Below are 17,064 nucleotides of genomic sequence, written 5' to 3'. Positions count from 1 at the left end.
CCGCCGTAGGCCGTCACCGTCACGGGTGGTGCGCGGTCCGGGCCGTACGTCGGCGCCGCGACCCCCGGGGGGTTCGTGGCGCCTTGCGACGTCGTCCAGACAAGCAGGCCCACCACCCGTCCGCAATGACCCCTTTTACTAGTTGTGGCCGCATCGGGCGGAATGGCCGCTTGTGTGGCGTGGGTCTCAAAGTGCAGGTCAGTCGGGGTGTACTGTCGGACATATCGGACAACTTGTCCTACGGTCGAGCATCGTAGGTGACCTGCGTCATGTGGGGTGCTTCACCGCTCCGCCGACGGTGCGCGCACACGTCATCACACAGGGGTCACCGAGTCGGCGGGTCGAATGTGACCGCGGTCTCGAAGGCGGCTCGGCGGGTGGCCCGGCGCAGTGCCCTCAGCAGCGCCGGGCCGAGCGTCAGGGTCAGTACGACCGTGCACACGGCCCGGCCCAGGTCCCAGCCGAGGGAGGTGGCCAGGCAGTACGCGACGAAACGGGCCAGGTTCGTGGGGACCGCGGCGTGCGGGTCGAAGGCGATGCCCGAGGCGAGGGCGCCCATGAAGGGCCAGCCCGCGAGATTCATGACCGTGCCGTAGGCGAAGGCGGCGAGAAAGCCGTAGAGGGAGAGCAGCGCGAGCTCCCCGCGGCCGCGCAGACGGTCGGGCCCCGGGAGCAGCCCGGCACCCATGGTGAACCACCCCATGGCGAGCATCTGGAACGGCATCCAGGGGCCCACCCCGCCCGTGAGCAGTGCCGAGGCGAACATCGTGATCGAGCCCAGGACGAAGCCGAACCCCGGGCCCAGGACCCGTCCGCTGAGCACCATCAGAAAGAACATGGGCTCGATCCCGGCGGTGCCCGCGCCGATCGGCCGCAGCGCCGCCCCGGTCGCCGCCAGCACCCCCAGCATGGCGACGGCCTTCGCCCCGAGCCCCGACTCGGAGAGCGCCGCGGCCACGACCGCGACGAGCAGGACCAGCAGACCGGCGAAGAGCCAGGGCGCGTCCTGGGCGTGCGCGCTCAGCTGCGAGGTGGGCGGAGCGAGGAACGGCCACGCGAAGGCGACGACCCCGACCGCGCCGACCAGGGCGAGGGCGGTGGTGGAGCGGGGGCCGAGGCGGATGGGCCGGGCCTGCGGGGTCATGCCAGTGCCTCCCGTACCTGGGCGGCCGTGAGCCACTGCTGCGGGGCCAGGATCTTGGTGACCTGGGGCGCGAAGGACGGGGACGAGACGACGATGTCGGCCATGGGACCGTCGGCGATGACCTCCCCCTCGGCGAGCAGGACGACCCGGTGGGCGATCTCGGCCGCCAGCTCCACGTCGTGCGTGGCCAGCACGATGGCGTGGCCCTCGGCGGCGAGCCCGCGCAACACGGTGACCAGGCGCGCCTTCGCCGCATAGTCCAGACCGCGGGTCGGCTCGTCCAGGAGCAGCAGCGGAGGGCGGGCGGTGAGTACGACGGCCAGGGCGAGCGCGAGCCGCTGGCCCTCGGAGAGATCGCGCGGGTGGGTGTCGTCAGCGATGCCGGGCAGCAGACCGGAGACCAGTGCGCGGCAGGTACCGGGCTCGGCCTGCGCGTCCCGGTCGGCGGCCGCGCACTCGGCGGCGACCGTGTCCGCGTACAGCAGATCGCGGGGCTCCTGCGGCACCAGGCCGACCCGGCGGACCAGGTCGGGGGGAGCGGTGCGGTGGGGGACGGCGCCGCCCACCCGGACCGATCCGGCCGACGGTTCGACGAGCCCGACGAGCGCGCTCAGCAGCGTGGACTTCCCGGCACCGTTGCGTCCCATGAGGGCGACCGTCTCGCCGGGGGCGACGCCGAGGTCCACATGGCGCAGCGCGTCGACGCGGCCGCGCCGGACGGCGAGCGAGCCGACCTCGGCGACCTGCGGGGACGCGCTCTCCGGGGTGCGCCGGCGCAGGAACCGGCGGGGAGCGGGGACACGGGGCGCGGGCACGGCCGCGACCGTAGGTGCCGTGTGCGGCGCCTCCCGCCCGCTGAGCCGCTCCCGCAGTTCCCCGGCCCGTCGGCGCGCATCCCGCACGGTCAGCGGCAGCGGGGACCAGCCGGCCAGCCGGCCCAGGTCCACCACCGGCGGACACACCGGGGAGACGGCCATCACCTCGGCCGGGCTGCCCAGGACCAGGGGGGCGCCCGGGGCGGGCAGCAGGGCGACCCGGTCGGCGTACTGGATCACCCGCTCCAGCCGGTGCTCGGCCATCAGGACGGTCGTACCGAGGTCGTGGACGAGACGCTGGAGCACGGCCAGCACCTCCTCCGCGGCCGCCGGGTCGAGCGCCGAGGTCGGCTCGTCGAGAACCAGCACCCTCGGGTGCGGGGTGAGCACGGAGCCGATGGCGACGCGCTGCCGCTGGCCGCCGGAGAGGGTGGCGATGGGCCGCTCGCGCAGGCCGGCCAGGCCCAGCAGGTCGAGGGTCTCCTCGACCCGGCGCCGCATGACCTCCGGGGCGAGCCCCAACGACTCCATCCCGTAGGCGAGTTCGTCCTCCACCGTGTCCGTCACGAAGTGCGCGAGCGGATCCTGGCCCACCGTGCCGACCACGTCGGCGAGTTCGCGCGGCTTGTGCGTACGGGTGTCCCGGCCGGCGACCGTGACACGGCCGCGCAGGGTGCCGCCGGTGAAGTGCGGGACGAGCCCGCTGACCGCGCCCAGCACGGTGGACTTCCCGACACCGGACGGGCCGACGAGCAGCACGAGTTCACCCTCGGGGACCTCGAAGTCCACGCCCCGGACGACGGGTTCGGCCGCCCCCTCGTAGGTCACGGAGACATCCTCGAAGCGGATCACGACGGCTCCTTGGGGACGATGAAGGCGGGAAGCAGGGCGAGCAGCACGGCGGCCGCCGGCCACAGGGGGAGGGCGGGCGCGGTGAGCGGTACGACGCCCGGGTGCAGGGCCTGAGGATCGCTCGCGGCCGCCAGGGCGAGCAGCGCGGCGACCGTGGCGCCGGAACCGGCGACCAGCCAGGCCCGCAGATCCCAAGGGTCGGGGCGGTAGCGGGTGCGCAGGGTGCGGCGGCCACCGAGGCGCAGGCCCGCGAGGGCGGCGACGACTCCGGCGAGCAGGACCGGCAGGCCGTATGTGCCGCCCTCGGCGGTCAGGAGTCCGTACGTTCCCGCGCAGACGCCGAGCAGACCGCCCAGCGTGAGCGCGGTGGTCGTACGGCGGACCGGGGCGGGGACGTCGGCGGTACGGCCGTAACCGCGGGCGTCCATCGCGGCGGCCAGGGCGACCGAGCGCTCCAACGCGCCCTCCAGCACCGGGAGCCCGACCTGCAGCAGACCGCGTACGCCCCGGTCCGGGCGGCCGCGCAGCCGGCGGGCGGCGCGCAGCCGCTGGACGTCGGCGACGAGGTTCGGGGCGAAGGTGAGGGCGACGACCACGGCCACGCCCGTCTCGTACAGCGCGCCGGGCAGGGACTTCAGCAGGCGGGCCGGGTTGGCGAGGGCGTTCGCCGCGCCGACGCAGATCAGCAGCGTGGCCAGCTTCAGGCCGTCGTACAGCGCGAAGACGAGCGCCTCCGCCGTGACCTCGCCGCCGAGCCGGATGCCCTGCGCCCAGTGGGGGAGCGGGACTTCGGGGAGCGTGACGAGCACGTGGGTGCCCGGAATGGGGGAGCCGAGGAGCACCGCGAAGGCGAGCCGGATGAGGAGGACGGCCAGGGCGAGTTTGGCGAAGGCGGAGTAGGAGCGGGACCAGGGGGCCGCGGTGCGGTGGGCGGCGACCACGTAGCCGGACGCGCCAATGAGGAGAGCGAGGAGGAGGGGGTTGGTGGTGCGGGTGGCGGCGGTGCCGAGGGCGAGCGACCAGAGCCACCAGGCGCCGGGGTGCAGGGTGCCGCGACGCTGGTGGCGGGGGGTGGGGACGCTCACCCGCGCCGGCGGGGTGCTGCCGCCGCGCCCACCCGTGCCGCCCCACTGCCCGCGGCTGGGGCGGCTATGCATCCCTGCGGCGGCGCGCCTGCCACACCGCTGCGGCTCCCAGGAGCACGACCACGCCCACCCCGGCCGGCAGTCCCACCGACGGGCCGTGATGATCCGGTGACGTCGCCTTCCCTGCGGGGGTCTTCTTCTCGGCACTCACCTGCTCCCCGCACCCCTTCCCCGGATAACCCGAGATGGCGCACAGCAGGGCGTTGGTGTCGTAGCGGAGGGGCTTGGCGACCGTTGCCAGGGCCTCGGCCGTCGTCGCGTCGGGGGACACCCGGGCGCAGGCCGTTCGGCGGGTCGGCGGGGTTTCGTCGGACGGGGCGTCCGTCGGCGTGCCGAAGTCGATGACGAGTGCCACCCGCTTCTTTCCCTTGGCGGCCTGCGTACCGGCGCAGATGGTGTCGAAGTCCGCCGTGCCGCGCGGACGGGTGGCGTCGGCCGAGTCCTCGCTCACCGCGAAGCGGAAGCCCTGGACGTCCCCGTCGGCCGGGCGGGCCGTCGACGGGCCCTGGGTGGCGTACGTCCAGCGGTGGCCGTCGCGCTCCCAGAAGGACCAGTAGCGGTAGCCGACGGCCTCGGCCCGGCCCGCGGACGCCCAGAGGACGAGCGCGGCCAGCAGCAGCGGCACGGCACGGCGGACGGCGGTCACGGCTGGTGCTGCTTCCTGCGGCTGCTGATCAGGAAACCGATGCCGATGCCCGCGACCAGACCGGTGCCGACGATCCACCAGACGCCGTAGTCCGAGTCGGACTTGTCGGACTTTGCGGCCTCGTGTCCGGTGGGCTTCTTGACCGGCTGCGGTGCCGGCCCGGTCGCGTTGAGCGCCTGCACGAGGTCCGTACCGCCGAAGCTGTGCGGGTTCTCGCCCATGGCGTGCGCGGCGAGGATCAGCTCGGCGTAGGCGGCGGGGCCGCTCTGCTTCGCCCACGGGAGGGCGTTCTTCTCCAGCCAGGCGTACGGCTTCGTCGCCTGCTTGGTCCAGCCCTGCGCGGCGAGCGCGACGACCGCGTCGGCGGTGTTGCCGTAGTCGGGCTGGTCCTTGGCGCCGGGGAGCGCGGACGTCAGGTGGCCCTTGTCGTGCGTCGCGTCCGACAGGTACGCGGCGCCGTTGCGAGCCACCTCCTTCGGCGTCGGCTTCTTGGCGGAGTTGGCACAGACGTAGCCCTCCTCCGGCGCTTTGCCCGCGTTCGTCACGAACCCCTTCCCGAGCGCGCCGAGCACACCGGCCGCCGTCGCGTCCGCGTTGGCCACCAGCTTGCCCTTCTTGTCCGGCTGGTAGGCGAGCGCGCCGCCGCCGTCCTCGTCGCAGGGTATGGACCACTTGGTCAGCAGGTCGTACGGGGTCTTCCCGGACGAGCGCAGCACGGCGGGGTCGTCGCCGACCGCCGCGAGCGCGCCGATGACGACGCCGGTGGAGTTCGTGTCGCTGGGCCCGACCGAGGTGTAACTCCAGCCACCGTCCTCGTTCTGCTGGCCCTTCAGCCATTCCACCGCCGCGCGGGCCTGACCGTAGTGATCGCCGACCGCCACCAGGGCCTGTGCGGCGGCGGCCGTGGCATTGGTGTCGAACACCACGTTGCCCTCGCAGGGCTTCGAGGTGTCGGCGCGGAAGGCGGCGAAGGCGCCGTTGGAGCACTGCTGCTCCGCCAGCCAGTCCACGGCCTTTCCGGAGGGCGTCACGCCCACCGTGTGCTGGGCGATCATCGCCAGCGACTGGCGCCAGACGCCGTCGTACTTCGGGTCCGCGGTGCCGTACAGGCCGGACGGGTGCGCCGCCGACGGGGACGCGGATGCGGACGGGCCGGCGGCTGTGGCGGGCGTGGCCGTGCCGATCACGGCGACGGCTCCCAGCACCGCGGCACTGCGGCGTACGTTCATGGTCGGCGGGTGCCTCTCCCTGCGGGGAGCCGGGCAGCACGGGACACCCCGGGCGGCTCGGCTCCGCAAACCTCGACGGTGCCGTGCGCGGGCGGATCCCGGCGCACGTGAGCCGATCAACGTCCCGTGCGAGGCGGTCCGGCTCGCCGCCAGAAGCGGTTACGGTTGCGGGTCAGCGCCGGAATTGCACCGGCTTTCCCCCGTACGGGTGTGATGACGACGCGGTCACTCTACCGGCCCGTAACCGGAGGGCTGAGGGGTGGTCGTGAGAGGGGGACACGGACTCCGGGCTCGGTGGCTAGGGTCACGCCATGACGACAACGGGGAGACTGCTGGGCTCGGGCCGTTCGGCCGATGTGTACGAGATCGACGAGGCGTGGGTGCTGCGCCGCGACCGGGAGGGCTGGGGGGACGCGGCCGCCGAGGGCGCGGTGATGACGTACGTACGGGACCACGGGTATCCCGTGCCCCGGGTGCGGCCCTCCGGCTCGCGCACCGATCTGGTGCTGGAGCGGCTGTCCGGGCCGACGATGCTTCAAGCCCTGTCGGCGGGCTCGATCGGGCCGGAGGAAGGGGGCTCGATGCTCGCCGGGCTGCTGCGGCGGCTGCACGCCGTCCCCGCCCGGGACTCCGCGGATCCCGACGCCCGTGTCCTGCACCTGGACCTCCACCCGGACAACGTGATCCTCACGCCGGACGGCCCCCGAGTCATCGACTGGACCAACGCGGAGGACGGTCACCCGGGCCTCGACTGGGGCATGTCCGCGCTGATCCTCGCCCAGGTCGCGGTCGGCGACGAGTCGATCGCCGACCCGGCCCGCGCGATGCTCACGGCCCTGCTCGCCGACCCCTCCGACCTCACGGAGCCCGGCCTCGCCCAGGCCCGTACCCGCCGCGCGGCCAACCCGACGATGAGCCGCCACGAGGTCGAACTCCTGGGAGCGGGCGAGGACTTGATACGAGCGCTGGTGTCCTAGTCGCGGGCCGCGCGCGGGGTGGGGCCGCCGAACGGCAGGTGCAGCACCCGGGCCTCCAGCAGCCACTGTCCACCGACGCGACGGAAGGCGTCCTTGTAGTGGCCGACCTGGACGGGCGGGCCGGGCGGCACGATTCCGCCCTCGTAGCCGTCGACGCGGTAGGTGGAGAAGTACGAGGTGGCGGTGGCCGTGTCCGGGGCGGTCACCGTGACGAGGACGTTGGACATCAGGCGGCGCGAGAGCCGGTCCGCGGGCCGGGAGCCGAAGTACTCGCGCAGCGCTTCCCGGCCCTTGACCAGCCGTCCGCCGTCCGGCCACGCCCAGGTGCCGTCCTCGGTGAACAACTCGGCGACGGAACCGGGTTCACCCAGGTCGAGGCGGCGGACGAAGTCGAGGACGAGGCGCTCGCAGGCGCGTTCGGCGAGGAGGTTCTCCAAGGGGTCCATGAGGCTGTTTAGCAGGCACGGCCCTCGGCCGCGAACGAATTCACGGCCGGATCACACCGCCGATCACACAGCCACGTACGCCACCGGCTCGCTCCCCGCCACGGCCTCCGCACGGCCCTGCTTCACCAGGCGGCGCACATGGGCCTCGGCCTCCGAGACCGCGATGTTGCGTGAGCCGTAGGGGATCTGCTCCCAGGGGCGGTTCCACTCCATCCGCCCGGCCAGCTGCCAGGGCGTGAGGGGCTCGACGAGCAGGGCCAGGAGCCCGGCCAGCCGCTCCTCGTGATGCGTCAGCAACTCCCGCACACGGGAGGGCGCGTCCGTGAACGTGTGCTGGTGGGCGGGGAGCACCTCGGCGGGAGTCAGACGGCCGACCCGTTCCAGCGAGTCGAGGTAGTCGCCGAGGGGGTCGGTGACGGTCGTGTCGTCCGGGTCCTCGTACAGGCCGATGTGCGGGGTGATCTCCGGGAGCAGATGGTCGCCCGAGAAGAGGCGTCCGTGGCCGGGGAGCCGGGCGGGGTGCTCCTCCTCCAGGTGCAGACAGACATGGCCCGGTGTGTGGCCCGGTGTCCAGATCGCGCGCAGCCGGCGGCCGGGGAGGGGGAGGAGTTCGCCGGGGCCGATCTCTCGGTCCGGCAGCGCGGGCGAGAGGCCGGGGAGGGTGCGGCGCCGGGCGGCGCGCAGCGGGGCGACGTGCTCCTCGGGGGCGCCGGCGGCGACGAGCTTGGCCGCCATGTACGTGAACCAGCGCTCGGGACGGGTCTCGCGGGTCCGGCGCACGATCGCCGTGTCGGCCGCGTGCATGGCGATCCAGGCACCGGAGGACTCGCGCACCTTGCCCGACAGGCCGTGGTGGTCGGGGTGGTGATGGGTGATCACCACGCCGTGCAGTTCGGCCACGGACGTACCGCAGGCCGTCAGGCCCTCGGCGAGGGCGTCCCAGGAGGCCGGGTCGTCCCAGCCGGTGTCGATGAGGACCGGGCCGCGGTCGGTGTCGACGACGTACACGAGGGTGTGGCCGAGGGGGTTGTCCGGGATCGGGACCTGGAGGGAACGGACGCCGCCCCCGTGGTCGTGCACCTGCGCCATGGGCTCCCCTTCACCGCGTTTCCGCCACTATAACTAGAACAGGTTTCCATGGGAGCCCGAGTCGACCAATGGCCCCTCGTCGCATCCGTGGACTCCCCTGGACGGAGCTGGTATCAGTTCCCTATCTGATGGATCGTCAGACGCGCACAGTCCCCGGGAGGCAGTCGGCCATGACCGAGCTCGTGGAACACGGACAGCTGTTCATCGGCGGGGAGTTGACCGACCCCCTGGGCAAGGGCGTCATCGAGGTGATCTCCCCGCACACCGAGGAGGTCATCGGCCGCGTGCCGCACGCCTCGCGCGAGGACGTGGACCGGGCGGTCGCCGCCGCGCGCACCGCCTTCGACCAGGGCCCCTGGCCGCGTATGAGCCTGGACGAGCGGATCGCGGTCGTCACCCGCATCAAGGACGCGATCGCCGTCCGGCACGAGGAGATCGCCCGTGTGATCTCCTCCGAGAACGGCTCGCCGTACTCCTGGAGCGTCCTCGCGCAGGCGCTCGGCGCGATGATGGTGTGGGACGCGGCGCTCACCGTCGCGCGGAACTTCACGTACGAGGAGACCCGCGACGGCGTCCTCGGGAAGATCCTGGTGCGGCGCGAGCCGGTCGGGGTGGTCGCGGCCGTGGTCCCGTGGAACGTCCCGCAGTTCGTCGCCGCGGCCAAGCTCGCGCCCGCCCTGCTCACCGGCTGCACGGTGGTGCTCAAGCCGTCGCCCGAGTCACCGCTGGACGCGTACCTCCTCGGTGAGATCGCCAGGGAGGCCGGGTTGCCGGAGGGCGTGCTGTCGATCCTCCCCGCCGACCGCGAGGTCAGCGAGTACCTCGTCGGGCACCCCGGGATCGACAAGGTGTCCTTCACCGGCTCGGTCGCGGCCGGCAAACGCGTGATGGAGGTCGCCTCCCGCAATCTCACGCGCGTGACGCTGGAGCTCGGCGGCAAGTCGGCGGCGGTGGTCCTGCCGGACGCGGACCTCGAGACGTCGGTGCCCGGGATCGTCTCGGCGGCCTGGATGAACAACGGCCAGGCCTGTGTCGCCCAGACCCGCATCCTTCTGCCCCGCTCCCGCTACGACGAGTTCGCGGACGCCTTCGCCGCCGCCGCGAGCGCGCTCAAGGTCGGCGACCCGCTGGACCCGGCGACCCAGGTCGGCCCGCTGGTCGCCCGTCGCCAGCAGCGGCGCAACCTCGACTACATCCGCATCGGCCAGGAGGAGGGCGCCAAGATCCTCACCGGCGGCGGGCGCCCGCCGGGGCTCGAACGCGGCTGGTACGTGGAGCCGACCCTCTTCGGCGACGTCGACAACTCCATGCGGATCGCCCGGGAGGAGATCTTCGGCCCGGTGATCTGCCTCCTGCCGTACGGAGACGAGTCCGAGGCGGTGAAGATCGCCAACGACTCCGACTACGGGTTGTCCGGCAGCGTGTGGACGGCCGACGTCGCGCACGGCATCGATGTCGCACGGCAGGTCCGTACGGGCACGTACTCGGTCAACACCTTCAGCCTCGACATGCTCGGCCCCTTCGGCGGCTACAAGAACTCCGGTCTGGGGCGGGAGTTCGGGCCCGAGGGGTACGGCGAGTTCCTCGAGCACAAGATGATCCACCTCCCGGCCGGCTGGGAGGGCTAGGACATGGGAGACCGCTGGCACGTCGAGGTCGACCGCTCCGTCTGCATCGGCTCCGCCCAGTGCGTCCACCACGCGCCCGACGGCTTCCGCCTGGACACCGGCCGGCAGTCCCGGCCGGTGGAGCCGGACGCCGACGCGAACGAGCAGGTCCTGGCGGCGGCGGAGAGCTGTCCGGTGGAGGCCATCATGATCACGATGCTGGGGAGCGGGGAGCCGGTCTTTCCGCCAGAGGACTGAAAAATTTCCCATTTGGGGGGTTCTGTCGGGCTGAATCCGGTCTATGCTGTTAGTGGCCTACGAGGCGAGTGAGGGAGTTCGACCGGAGTAGCCGACTCTGGCGTGACGCGTAGTAGAGCATCCGCTGGTGCCGACGTCGACGGTCGGGCTGAGAGGCCCAGAGGTAGTAGCCGGACCCGAGGGCGACCCCCATTACCTGATCCGGGCAATGCCGGCGAAGGGAACCCGTCTCGTAGGTCCATTTCGTGCGCTCAAGGCTCCGGGGGCAGGTGGGCCACGCTCCGCAGGAACGTCGGCGTGCTGTGCGCCGGGACGGTTACGGCGTGCGCAGGCCCGGCTCGGCGTCGGGGGCCTCAGCCACGGGCCGGCTCCCCGCTCACCGGATCCGTCAGGTCGATCAGTCGGCACACGGTTTCGATGTCGATCTTGACCTGGGCGATGGAGGCGCGGCCCGACAGCCAGGTGATCAGCGCCGAGTGCCAGGTGTGCTCGATGACGCGGACCGCCGAGAGCTGCTCGGGGGTGGGGTTCTCCAGGCCCATCGCGTCCAGGATGATCGCCGTGGTCTGCCGGGAGACCTGGTCGACCTCGGGGGACACGCTGCGGTCCGCAAAGGTCAGCGCCCGGACCATGGCGTCGGCCAGGTGCGGCTCGCGCTGCAGGGCGCGGAAGGCCCGCATCAGCGTCTCCGCCACCCGCTCCGCCGCCGACTCGCCCGCCGGGGGCTTCTTCCTGAGGGTGCCGTGCATGTGCTCCAGCTGGTCCTGCATGGTGGCGACCAGCAGATGCACCTTGGACGGGAAGTAGCGGTAGAGCGTGCCCAGGGCAACCTGTGAGGACTCCGCGACCTCGCGCATCTGCACCGCGTCGAAGCCGCCCCGGCTGGCCAGTTGCGCGCTCGCATGCAGGATCCGCCGCCGACGGGCCTCCTGCCGCTCGGTGAGGGGCGGCGAGGCCGGGCGAACGGTACTGGCTTCCACCTTGGCTTGCGCAGGCATGGGTCCCGCTCCGTGACAGTCGGTGAGGGCATCGGTGAGGGCTGGTGATCAGACAGCATGGCAGGGGTCCGCGCCGTGGCGCGAATCACCTGATCCACTGCTCACAGTGCCGCTACCTGCCGGTAGATTCAGAGCCTCCTGAACGATCAAGTCTGAAACTTGTTCTAGATTAGCGTCCCGGCGTAGTCTCGCGGAAAATGCAGGGAGAAGGGGGCCCAGAGTGACCGCTGAGGCCAGGGAGGCGGGTCCCCGACAGGACCTCGCCGCCGACGGCGAGCGACCGCTCGACATCGCGCTTCTCACCTATAAGGGGAACCCGTTCTGCGGGGGTCAGGGCGTCTACGTACGGCACCTGTCGCGCGAGCTGGCCCGCCTCGGCCACCGGGTCGAGGTCATCGGCTCCCAGCCGTACCCCGTGCTCGACGAGGACGAGGCCCACGGCGGTCGGCTGAGCCTGACCGAGCTGCCCAGCCTCGACCTCTACCGCCAGCCCGACCCCTTCCGCACCCCGGCACGCGCCGAGTACCGAGACTGGATCGACGCGCTCGAGGTCGGGACCATGTGGACCGGCGGCTTCCCCGAACCGCTGACGTTCTCCCTGCGCGCCCGCCGCCATCTGCGCGCCCTGCGTGGCCGGTTCGACGTCGTGCACGACAACCAGACCCTCGGTTACGGCCTGTTGGGCGACATCGGCGCGCCCCTGGTCACCACCATCCATCACCCCATCACCGTCGACCGGCAGTTGGAGCTGGACGCGGCCGAGGGGTGGCAGCGCCGCTACTCCGTGCGCCGCTGGTACGCCTTCACCCGCATGCAGAAGCGCGTCGCCCGCCGGCTGCCGTCGGTCCTCACCGTCTCCGGCACCTCCCGCCAGGAGATCGTCGACCACCTCGGAGTGCGCGAGGACCGCATCCACGTGGTCCACATCGGCGCCGACACCGACCTCTTCTCGCCGAATCCGGCGGTGCCCCAGGTGCCCGGCCGGATCGTGACCACCTCCAGCGCCGACGTGCCGCTCAAGGGCCTGATCTTCCTGATCGAGGCGCTCGCGAAGGTGCGCACCGAGCATTCCGAGGCACACCTCGTCGTCGTCGGCAAGCGCGCCGAGGACGGGCCGGTCGCCCAGGCCATCGAGCGGTACGGCCTGGAGGGCGCCGTCGACTTCGTGAAGGGCATCTCGGACGCCGAACTGGTCGACCTGGTCCGCTCGGCCGAGGTGGCCTGCGTGCCGTCCCTGTACGAGGGCTTCTCGCTGCCGGCCGCCGAGGCCATGGCCACCGGCACCCCGCTGGTCGCCACCACCGGCGGCGCGATCCCCGAAGTCGCCGGCCGCGACGGGGAGACCTGCCTCGCGGTGCCGCCCGGGGACGCGGGGGCACTGGCCGCCGCATTGAGCAGACTGCTGGAGGACCCGGCGCTGCGGGCACGGCTCGGCGCGGCGGGCCGTGAGCGCGTGCTGGAGAGATTCACCTGGGCCCGGGCCGCCGAAGGCACGGTGTCCCGGTACCGCGAGGCCATCGCCCGGTCGGGGAGCCCCAGAAGCACGCCGGTGAGCCCGCCGGCCGCCGAAACAGCCGTCATCGAAGAACCACTCACCGCCGACCGCGAAAGCAGGGCCTCGTGCTGACCGTCGACTTCTCCCGGTTCCCGCTCGCCGCGGGCGACCGCGTCCTGGACCTCGGCTGCGGGGCCGGCCGGCACGCCTTCGAGTGCTACCGGCGCGGCGCCCAGGTCGTGGCCCTCGACCGGAACGCCGAGGAGATCCGCGAGGTCGCCAAGTGGTTCGCGGCGATGAAGGAGGCCGGCGAGGCCCCGGCCGGCGCCACCGCCACCGCCATGGAGGGCGACGCCCTCGCGCTGCCCTTCCCGGACGAGTCCTTCGACGTCGTCATCATCTCCGAGGTGATGGAGCACATCCCCGACGACAAGGGCGTCCTGGCCGAGATGGTCCGCGTCCTCAAGCCGGGCGGCCGCATCGCGGTCACCGTCCCGCGCTACGGCCCCGAGAAGGTCTGCTGGGCGCTGTCCGACGCCTACCACGAGGTCGAGGGCGGCCACATCCGCATCTACAAGGCGGACGAGCTCCTGGCGAAGGTCCGCGAGGCCGGCCTGCGCCCCTACGGCACCCACCACGCGCACGCCCTGCACTCCCCGTACTGGTGGCTCAAGTGCGCGTTCGGCGTGGACAACGACAAGGCGCTGCCGGTGCGGGCGTACCACAAGCTGCTGGTCTGGGACATCATGAAGAAGCCGCTGGCCACCCGGGTCGCCGAGCAGGCGCTGAACCCGCTGATCGGCAAGAGCTTCGTGGTGTACGCGACGAAGCCGCACCTGCCGACGCTTGCCGAGGCGTCCGAGGCGGCCGCCAAGTGACGACCCCCCGGACAGAACACCTGGTCCTGCCCGGGGTCCTCACCGCCGAGCAGGCTGCCGCGACCGTACGCGGCATCCTCGCCGTGCAGCGCGAGGACGGCGCGATCCCGTGGTTCCGCGGGCACCACCTGGACCCGTGGGACCACACCGAGGCGGCCATGGCACTGGACGCGGCGGGCGAGCACGACGCCGCGGAGCGGGCCTACACCTGGCTGGCCACGCACCAGAGCGAGGACGGCTCCTGGTTCGCGGCGTACGCGGACGGGGCCCATGACGACGTCACGGACCGCGCCCGCGAGTCGAACTTCGTGGCGTACATAGCCGTGGGCGTCTGGCACCACTACCTCTCCACCGGCGACGACCTGTTCCTCGACCGCATGTGGCCCTCGGTCTACGCGGCGATGGAATGGGTGCTGCGCCTGCAGCAGCCCGGCGGCCAGATCGGCTGGCGGCGCGAGGACGACGGCACGCCCACCGCGGATGCGCTGCTCACCGGCAGCTCCTCCGTCCACCATGCCCTGCGCTGTGCGCTCGCCATCGCCGAGCAGCGCGAAGAGCCGCAGCCGGACTGGGAGTTGGCCCTGGGCGCGCTCAGGCACGCGATTCGCCGTCACCCGGAGCGGTTCCTGGACAAGGACCGCTACTCGATGGACTGGTACTACCCGGTCCTGGGCGGCGCGCTGACCGGCGCCGAGGCCAAGTCCCGCCTGGAGGAAGGCTGGGACCGCTTCGTGGTGCCCGGGCTCGGCGTGCGCTGCGTGATCCCCAACCCGTGGGTCACGGGCGGCGAGTCCTCCGAACTCGCCCTCGCCCTGTGGGCCATGGGCGAGTCCGACCGCGCCCTGGAGATCCTCCAGTCCATCCAGCACCTCCGCGATCCCGAGAGCGGCCTCTACTGGACGGGCTACGTCTTCGACGACAAGGCCATCTGGCCCCGAGAACTCACCACCTGGACGGCAGGCTCCCTCCTCCTGGCAGTAGCCGCCCTGGGCGGCCACGAGGCCACGTGCGCGGTGTTCGGCGGCGAACACCTGCCGAGGGGCTTGGACCCGGACTGCTGCACGTAGGCCGCCCCCCCCGGCGCTGACGCGCCCCCGAAGGGGCGCGGGGAATTGCGCGACCGGCTCTCGACGGCTCGCACTCGCCGGCTGCCGGTCGGGCCCGAGTTCGTGGGCGCCTTCAGGGGCGCGGGGAGCTGCGCGACCGGCTCTTGACGGCTCGTACTCGCCGGCTGCCGGTCGGGCCCGAGTTCGTGGGCGCCTTCAGGGGCGCGGGGAGCTGCGCGACCAGCCCCCGACGGCCCGCACTCGCCCACCGGCGGTGCGGGCCGAGTCCGTGGGCGGCTGCGGCTGCGGCAGCGGCTCGTCGCGGAGCGTTCAGTGGCGGTGGATCCGGTTGGCGATCGCGTGGCCTATGAAGAGGTACACCACCGCGGCGAGGCCGTAACCGGCGACCACCCGTGCCCACGCCTCGTCGAACGTGAACAGGTCGTGGGACCAGCCGGCCAGCCAGGCGGCCGAGTCATGAATGAACTGGACGAGGCTGTTGGCCCGATTTGCGTCCAGCAGATACATCAGGATCCACAGGCCGAGAATGAAGGCCATGACGTCGGCGACGATCGCGATGACCGTTCCTGCCTGGTTGGCGCCGTTGCGATATTGAGGGGACATGCCCTTCGGGTTGCCGCTCATTCCTGGGTGAAACAGGAAAGGTGAACCCTGTACCGGATTCCCCCAAGTGGCGCACTCGGCCGCCCTGGGCGAGTCTGCCGGAGAGACATCCACTCGGGGAGAACACCCCGGAGGACACCGTGGCTGTACCGATACGGCGCCTCTTCGTGGCGCTCACGCTGTGCTGTGCTCTGGTCGTCGGCGCCACCGCCTGCGGAAAGGGCGAAACCTTCACCCGGGACGGCGCGGCCGTGGTGGCCGCCGACACCCCCAGCCCCACCACCTCCGCGGAGCGGCAGAAGTTCGCCAAGGCACGCTTCGTGGCGAACGCGGGACTCGCCGCGGGGGCGACGTACCAGTGGATCGTGAAGCCCTGGAAGGAGGGCAAGTTCGAGAAGGGCGCGAAGGGCCGCAAGCTCGCCCTGGTCAAGGCCGGCCTCGCCGGTGCCTTCGCCTACAACCGCCTCAAGGCGGCCGTGAGGAACGCCGAGGGCGATCCGACGCTGTCGAAGGCCCTCGCGCCGCTCACCGCCGGTATCGAGTCCCTCAAGACCCTGCCGGCCAAGTTGCGCAAGGGCGACTCCGCCGACACGGCGGCCGACTCCTTCGGCGACATCATCGACAAGGTGAAGGACGCCGGTAAGAGCGCGGGCGCCGAGGTGAAGGACCAGGTCCCGTCGGCGTCCCAGCTGAGCGGCGGTTGAGCGGCACCGGGCGCCGGCTCCCAGTGGCTGCCTAAGAGTTGAGCTCCGCCAATACACGCAGCGTGTGAGGGTCCGGGGACAGGGCCAGCAGGTCCGTCACCGGGCCCTTGCGCCACGACTCCAGCCGCTCGGCGATGCGTTCGCGCGGACCGACCAGCGAGATCTCGTCGGCGAAGGCGTCCGGAACGGCCAGCACCGCCTCCTCGCGCCGCCCCGACAGGAACAGCTCCTGGATCCGCCGAGCCTCCTCCTCGTACCCCATGCGCGCCATCAGGTCGGCGTGGAAGTTGCGGGAGGCGTGTCCCATCCCGCCGATGTAGAAGCCGAGCATGGCCTTGACGGGCAGGAGACCCTCGCCGACGTCGTCGCAGACCTTCACGCGCGCCATGGGGGCCACCAGGAAGCCTTCCGGAAGGTCGGCCACGCCGGGCCCGTACACCTCGGGGCGGTTCGGCGACCAGTACAGCGGCAGCCAACCGTCCGCGATCCGGGTCGTCTGGGCGACGTTCTTGGGCCCCTCGGCGCCGAGGAGGATGGGCAGATCGGGGCGCAGGGGGTGGGTGATCGGCTTCAGGGGTTTGCCGAGACCGGTGGCGTCCGGGCCCCGGTACGGGTGGGAGTGGAAGCGCCCGGCCAGCTCCACCGGCGCCTCGCGGCGCAGCACCTGCCGTACGACATCGACGTACTCCCGGGTCGCGGTCAGCGGCGATTTCGGGAACGGCCGCCCGTACCACCCCTCCACGACCTGCGGCCCGGACAGCCCGAGCCCGAGCATCATGCGCCCGCCGGACAGATGGTCCAGGGTCAGCGCGTGCATGGCGGTGGTGGTCGGCGAGCGGGCGGCCATCTGCGCAACGGCCGTACCCAGCCTGATCCTTGAGGTCCGCGCCGCGATCCAGGTGAGCGGGGTGAACGCGTCCGAGCCCCATGACTCGGCCGTCCACACGGAGTCGTAACCGAGTCGCTCCGCCTCTTGCGCCGACGAAACCTGGTCCGCGGAGGGGCCACGGCCCCAGTAGCCGAGTGCGAGGCCGAGCCGCATACCTGTCTCCTGACGGTGCGTCAATTGTCGGAGGGCGACTGTACGACAACGGCCCCCCGCCCGGAAGGG

General features: G+C 72.3%; 17 protein-coding genes. 7 read left to right on the top strand and 10 right to left on the bottom strand.

Annotated elements, in window-relative coordinates:
* Nucleotides 1-325: 325 nt before the first annotated feature.
* Genes Q8A52_RS37965 through Q8A52_RS37945 form a run of 5 tightly spaced genes read right to left on the bottom strand, consistent with a single transcriptional unit; the run spans nt 326 to nt 5,831 of the window.
* The gene (locus tag Q8A52_RS37965; protein WP_316760162.1) at nt 326-1,144 is read right to left on the bottom strand and encodes an ECF transporter S component; all 819 of its coding nucleotides are present in this window, start codon (nt 1,142-1,144) and stop codon (nt 326-328) included.
* Nucleotides 1,141-2,811 carry an ABC transporter ATP-binding protein gene (locus tag Q8A52_RS37960; RefSeq protein WP_316760159.1) on the bottom strand — a complete coding sequence of 557 codons (1,671 nt, stop codon included), beginning with the start codon at nt 2,809-2,811 and terminating at the stop codon, nt 1,141-1,143. Before Q8A52_RS37960 ends, Q8A52_RS37965 begins: the two co-directional genes overlap by 4 nt.
* Complete coding sequence (locus Q8A52_RS37955) at nt 2,808-3,968, bottom strand: energy-coupling factor transporter transmembrane component T (RefSeq protein ID WP_316760157.1); 1,161 nt, start codon at nt 3,966-3,968, stop codon at nt 2,808-2,810. Before Q8A52_RS37955 ends, Q8A52_RS37960 begins: the two co-directional genes overlap by 4 nt.
* Nucleotides 3,961-4,602, bottom strand: coding sequence for an SCO2322 family protein (locus Q8A52_RS37950; RefSeq protein ID WP_316760154.1), 642 nt, complete (start codon nt 4,600-4,602; stop codon nt 3,961-3,963). The genes Q8A52_RS37955 and Q8A52_RS37950 overlap by 8 nt, the downstream gene beginning before the upstream one ends.
* Nucleotides 4,599-5,831: a prenyltransferase/squalene oxidase repeat-containing protein gene (locus Q8A52_RS37945; RefSeq protein ID WP_316760151.1), complete on the bottom strand. Its 1,233-nt coding sequence runs from the start codon at nt 5,829-5,831 to the stop codon at nt 4,599-4,601. The genes Q8A52_RS37950 and Q8A52_RS37945 overlap by 4 nt, the downstream gene beginning before the upstream one ends.
* A 311-nt stretch (nt 5,832-6,142) precedes the next feature.
* Between Q8A52_RS37945 and Q8A52_RS37940 the strand changes: the two genes are divergently transcribed.
* Complete coding sequence (locus Q8A52_RS37940; protein WP_316760148.1) at nt 6,143-6,808, top strand: aminoglycoside phosphotransferase family protein; 666 nt, start codon at nt 6,143-6,145, stop codon at nt 6,806-6,808.
* Here Q8A52_RS37940 and Q8A52_RS37935 read toward each other — a convergent pair.
* Both Q8A52_RS37935 and Q8A52_RS37930 read right to left on the bottom strand, forming a co-directional pair.
* Entirely contained in the window at nt 6,805-7,254 is a 450-nt protein-coding gene (locus tag Q8A52_RS37935; protein ID WP_316760146.1) for a nuclear transport factor 2 family protein, read from the bottom strand. The two genes, Q8A52_RS37940 and Q8A52_RS37935, sit on opposite strands and share 4 nt — an antisense overlap.
* A gap of 63 nt (nt 7,255-7,317) precedes the next feature.
* Nucleotides 7,318-8,343 (bottom strand): MBL fold metallo-hydrolase, encoded by a 1,026-nt coding sequence (locus Q8A52_RS37930; RefSeq protein ID WP_316760144.1) that lies wholly within the window; start codon nt 8,341-8,343, stop codon nt 7,318-7,320.
* 170 nt (nt 8,344-8,513) lie between these two features.
* Here Q8A52_RS37930 and Q8A52_RS37925 point away from each other — a divergent pair, with 170 nt between their 5' ends.
* Nucleotides 8,514-9,971, top strand: coding sequence for an aldehyde dehydrogenase (locus tag Q8A52_RS37925; protein WP_316760141.1), 1,458 nt, complete (start codon nt 8,514-8,516; stop codon nt 9,969-9,971).
* A 3-nt stretch (nt 9,972-9,974) separates the two neighbouring features.
* Nucleotides 9,975-10,208, top strand: coding sequence for a ferredoxin (locus Q8A52_RS37920; protein ID WP_316760140.1), 234 nt, complete (start codon nt 9,975-9,977; stop codon nt 10,206-10,208).
* Between the two features lie 353 nt (nt 10,209-10,561).
* Here Q8A52_RS37920 and Q8A52_RS37915 read toward each other — a convergent pair whose 3' ends face one another.
* A complete protein-coding gene (locus Q8A52_RS37915) occupies nt 10,562-11,206 on the bottom strand; it encodes a TetR family transcriptional regulator (protein ID WP_316760139.1) in 645 nt (214 codons plus the stop codon).
* 220 nt (nt 11,207-11,426) lie between these two features.
* Between Q8A52_RS37915 and Q8A52_RS37910 the strand changes: the two genes are divergently transcribed.
* From Q8A52_RS37910 to Q8A52_RS37900, 3 genes are read left to right on the top strand one after another with little or no spacing between them, the layout of a single operon-like run.
* Nucleotides 11,427-12,833 carry a glycosyltransferase family 4 protein gene (locus tag Q8A52_RS37910; protein WP_316760138.1) on the top strand — a complete coding sequence of 469 codons (1,407 nt, stop codon included), beginning with the start codon at nt 11,427-11,429 and terminating at the stop codon, nt 12,831-12,833.
* Nucleotides 12,827-13,579 (top strand): class I SAM-dependent methyltransferase, encoded by a 753-nt coding sequence (locus Q8A52_RS37905; protein WP_316760137.1) that lies wholly within the window; start codon nt 12,827-12,829, stop codon nt 13,577-13,579. Before Q8A52_RS37910 ends, Q8A52_RS37905 begins: the two co-directional genes overlap by 7 nt.
* Nucleotides 13,576-14,646, top strand: coding sequence for a prenyltransferase/squalene oxidase repeat-containing protein (locus tag Q8A52_RS37900; RefSeq protein WP_316760135.1), 1,071 nt, complete (start codon nt 13,576-13,578; stop codon nt 14,644-14,646). Before Q8A52_RS37905 ends, Q8A52_RS37900 begins: the two co-directional genes overlap by 4 nt.
* Nucleotides 14,647-14,955: 309 nt before the next feature.
* Here Q8A52_RS37900 and Q8A52_RS37895 read toward each other — a convergent pair whose 3' ends face one another.
* On the bottom strand, nt 14,956-15,249 hold the full coding sequence (locus Q8A52_RS37895) for a hypothetical protein (RefSeq protein ID WP_316760226.1): 294 nt from the start codon (nt 15,247-15,249) through the stop codon (nt 14,956-14,958).
* A gap of 140 nt (nt 15,250-15,389) precedes the next feature.
* On the opposite strand from Q8A52_RS37895, the gene Q8A52_RS37890 reads away from it, so the two are divergent.
* Nucleotides 15,390-15,953: a hypothetical protein gene (locus Q8A52_RS37890; protein WP_316760133.1), complete on the top strand. Its 564-nt coding sequence runs from the start codon at nt 15,390-15,392 to the stop codon at nt 15,951-15,953.
* Nucleotides 15,954-15,984: 31 nt separating this feature from the next.
* On the opposite strand, the gene Q8A52_RS37885 is transcribed toward Q8A52_RS37890, so the two are convergent.
* Complete coding sequence (locus Q8A52_RS37885) at nt 15,985-16,995, bottom strand: LLM class F420-dependent oxidoreductase (RefSeq protein ID WP_316760131.1); 1,011 nt, start codon at nt 16,993-16,995, stop codon at nt 15,985-15,987.
* Nucleotides 16,996-17,064 lie beyond the last annotated feature (69 nt).

Origin of the sequence: Streptomyces herbicida (assembly GCF_032656585.1) — a bacterium.
GTDB classification, from domain to species: domain Bacteria; phylum Actinomycetota; class Actinomycetes; order Streptomycetales; family Streptomycetaceae; genus Streptomyces; species Streptomyces herbicida.
Note: the sequence above shows the minus strand (reverse complement) of the source record. Positions and strands in the feature narration are given on the sequence as shown.

What these genes read in the sequence shown, in the direction of transcription:
- Q8A52_RS37955 (WP_316760157.1), bottom strand. Translation starts at nt 3,968, where the DNA reads ATGCATAGCCGCCCCAGCCGCGGGCAGTGGGGCGGCACGGGTGGGCGC.
- Q8A52_RS37965 (WP_316760162.1), bottom strand. Translation starts at nt 1,144, where the DNA reads ATGACCCCGCAGGCCCGGCCCATCCGCCTCGGCCCCCGCTCCACCACC.
- Q8A52_RS37885 (WP_316760131.1), bottom strand. Translation starts at nt 16,995, where the DNA reads ATGCGGCTCGGCCTCGCACTCGGCTACTGGGGCCGTGGCCCCTCCGCG.
- Q8A52_RS37935 (WP_316760146.1), bottom strand. Translation starts at nt 7,254, where the DNA reads ATGGACCCCTTGGAGAACCTCCTCGCCGAACGCGCCTGCGAGCGCCTC.
- Q8A52_RS37920 (WP_316760140.1), top strand. Translation starts at nt 9,975, where the DNA reads ATGGGAGACCGCTGGCACGTCGAGGTCGACCGCTCCGTCTGCATCGGC.
- Q8A52_RS37930 (WP_316760144.1), bottom strand. Translation starts at nt 8,343, where the DNA reads ATGGCGCAGGTGCACGACCACGGGGGCGGCGTCCGTTCCCTCCAGGTC.
- Q8A52_RS37940 (WP_316760148.1), top strand. Translation starts at nt 6,143, where the DNA reads ATGACGACAACGGGGAGACTGCTGGGCTCGGGCCGTTCGGCCGATGTG.
- Q8A52_RS37945 (WP_316760151.1), bottom strand. Translation starts at nt 5,831, where the DNA reads ATGAACGTACGCCGCAGTGCCGCGGTGCTGGGAGCCGTCGCCGTGATC.
- Q8A52_RS37915 (WP_316760139.1), bottom strand. Translation starts at nt 11,206, where the DNA reads ATGCCTGCGCAAGCCAAGGTGGAAGCCAGTACCGTTCGCCCGGCCTCG.
- Q8A52_RS37895 (WP_316760226.1), bottom strand. Translation starts at nt 15,249, where the DNA reads ATGTCCCCTCAATATCGCAACGGCGCCAACCAGGCAGGAACGGTCATC.
- Q8A52_RS37925 (WP_316760141.1), top strand. Translation starts at nt 8,514, where the DNA reads ATGACCGAGCTCGTGGAACACGGACAGCTGTTCATCGGCGGGGAGTTG.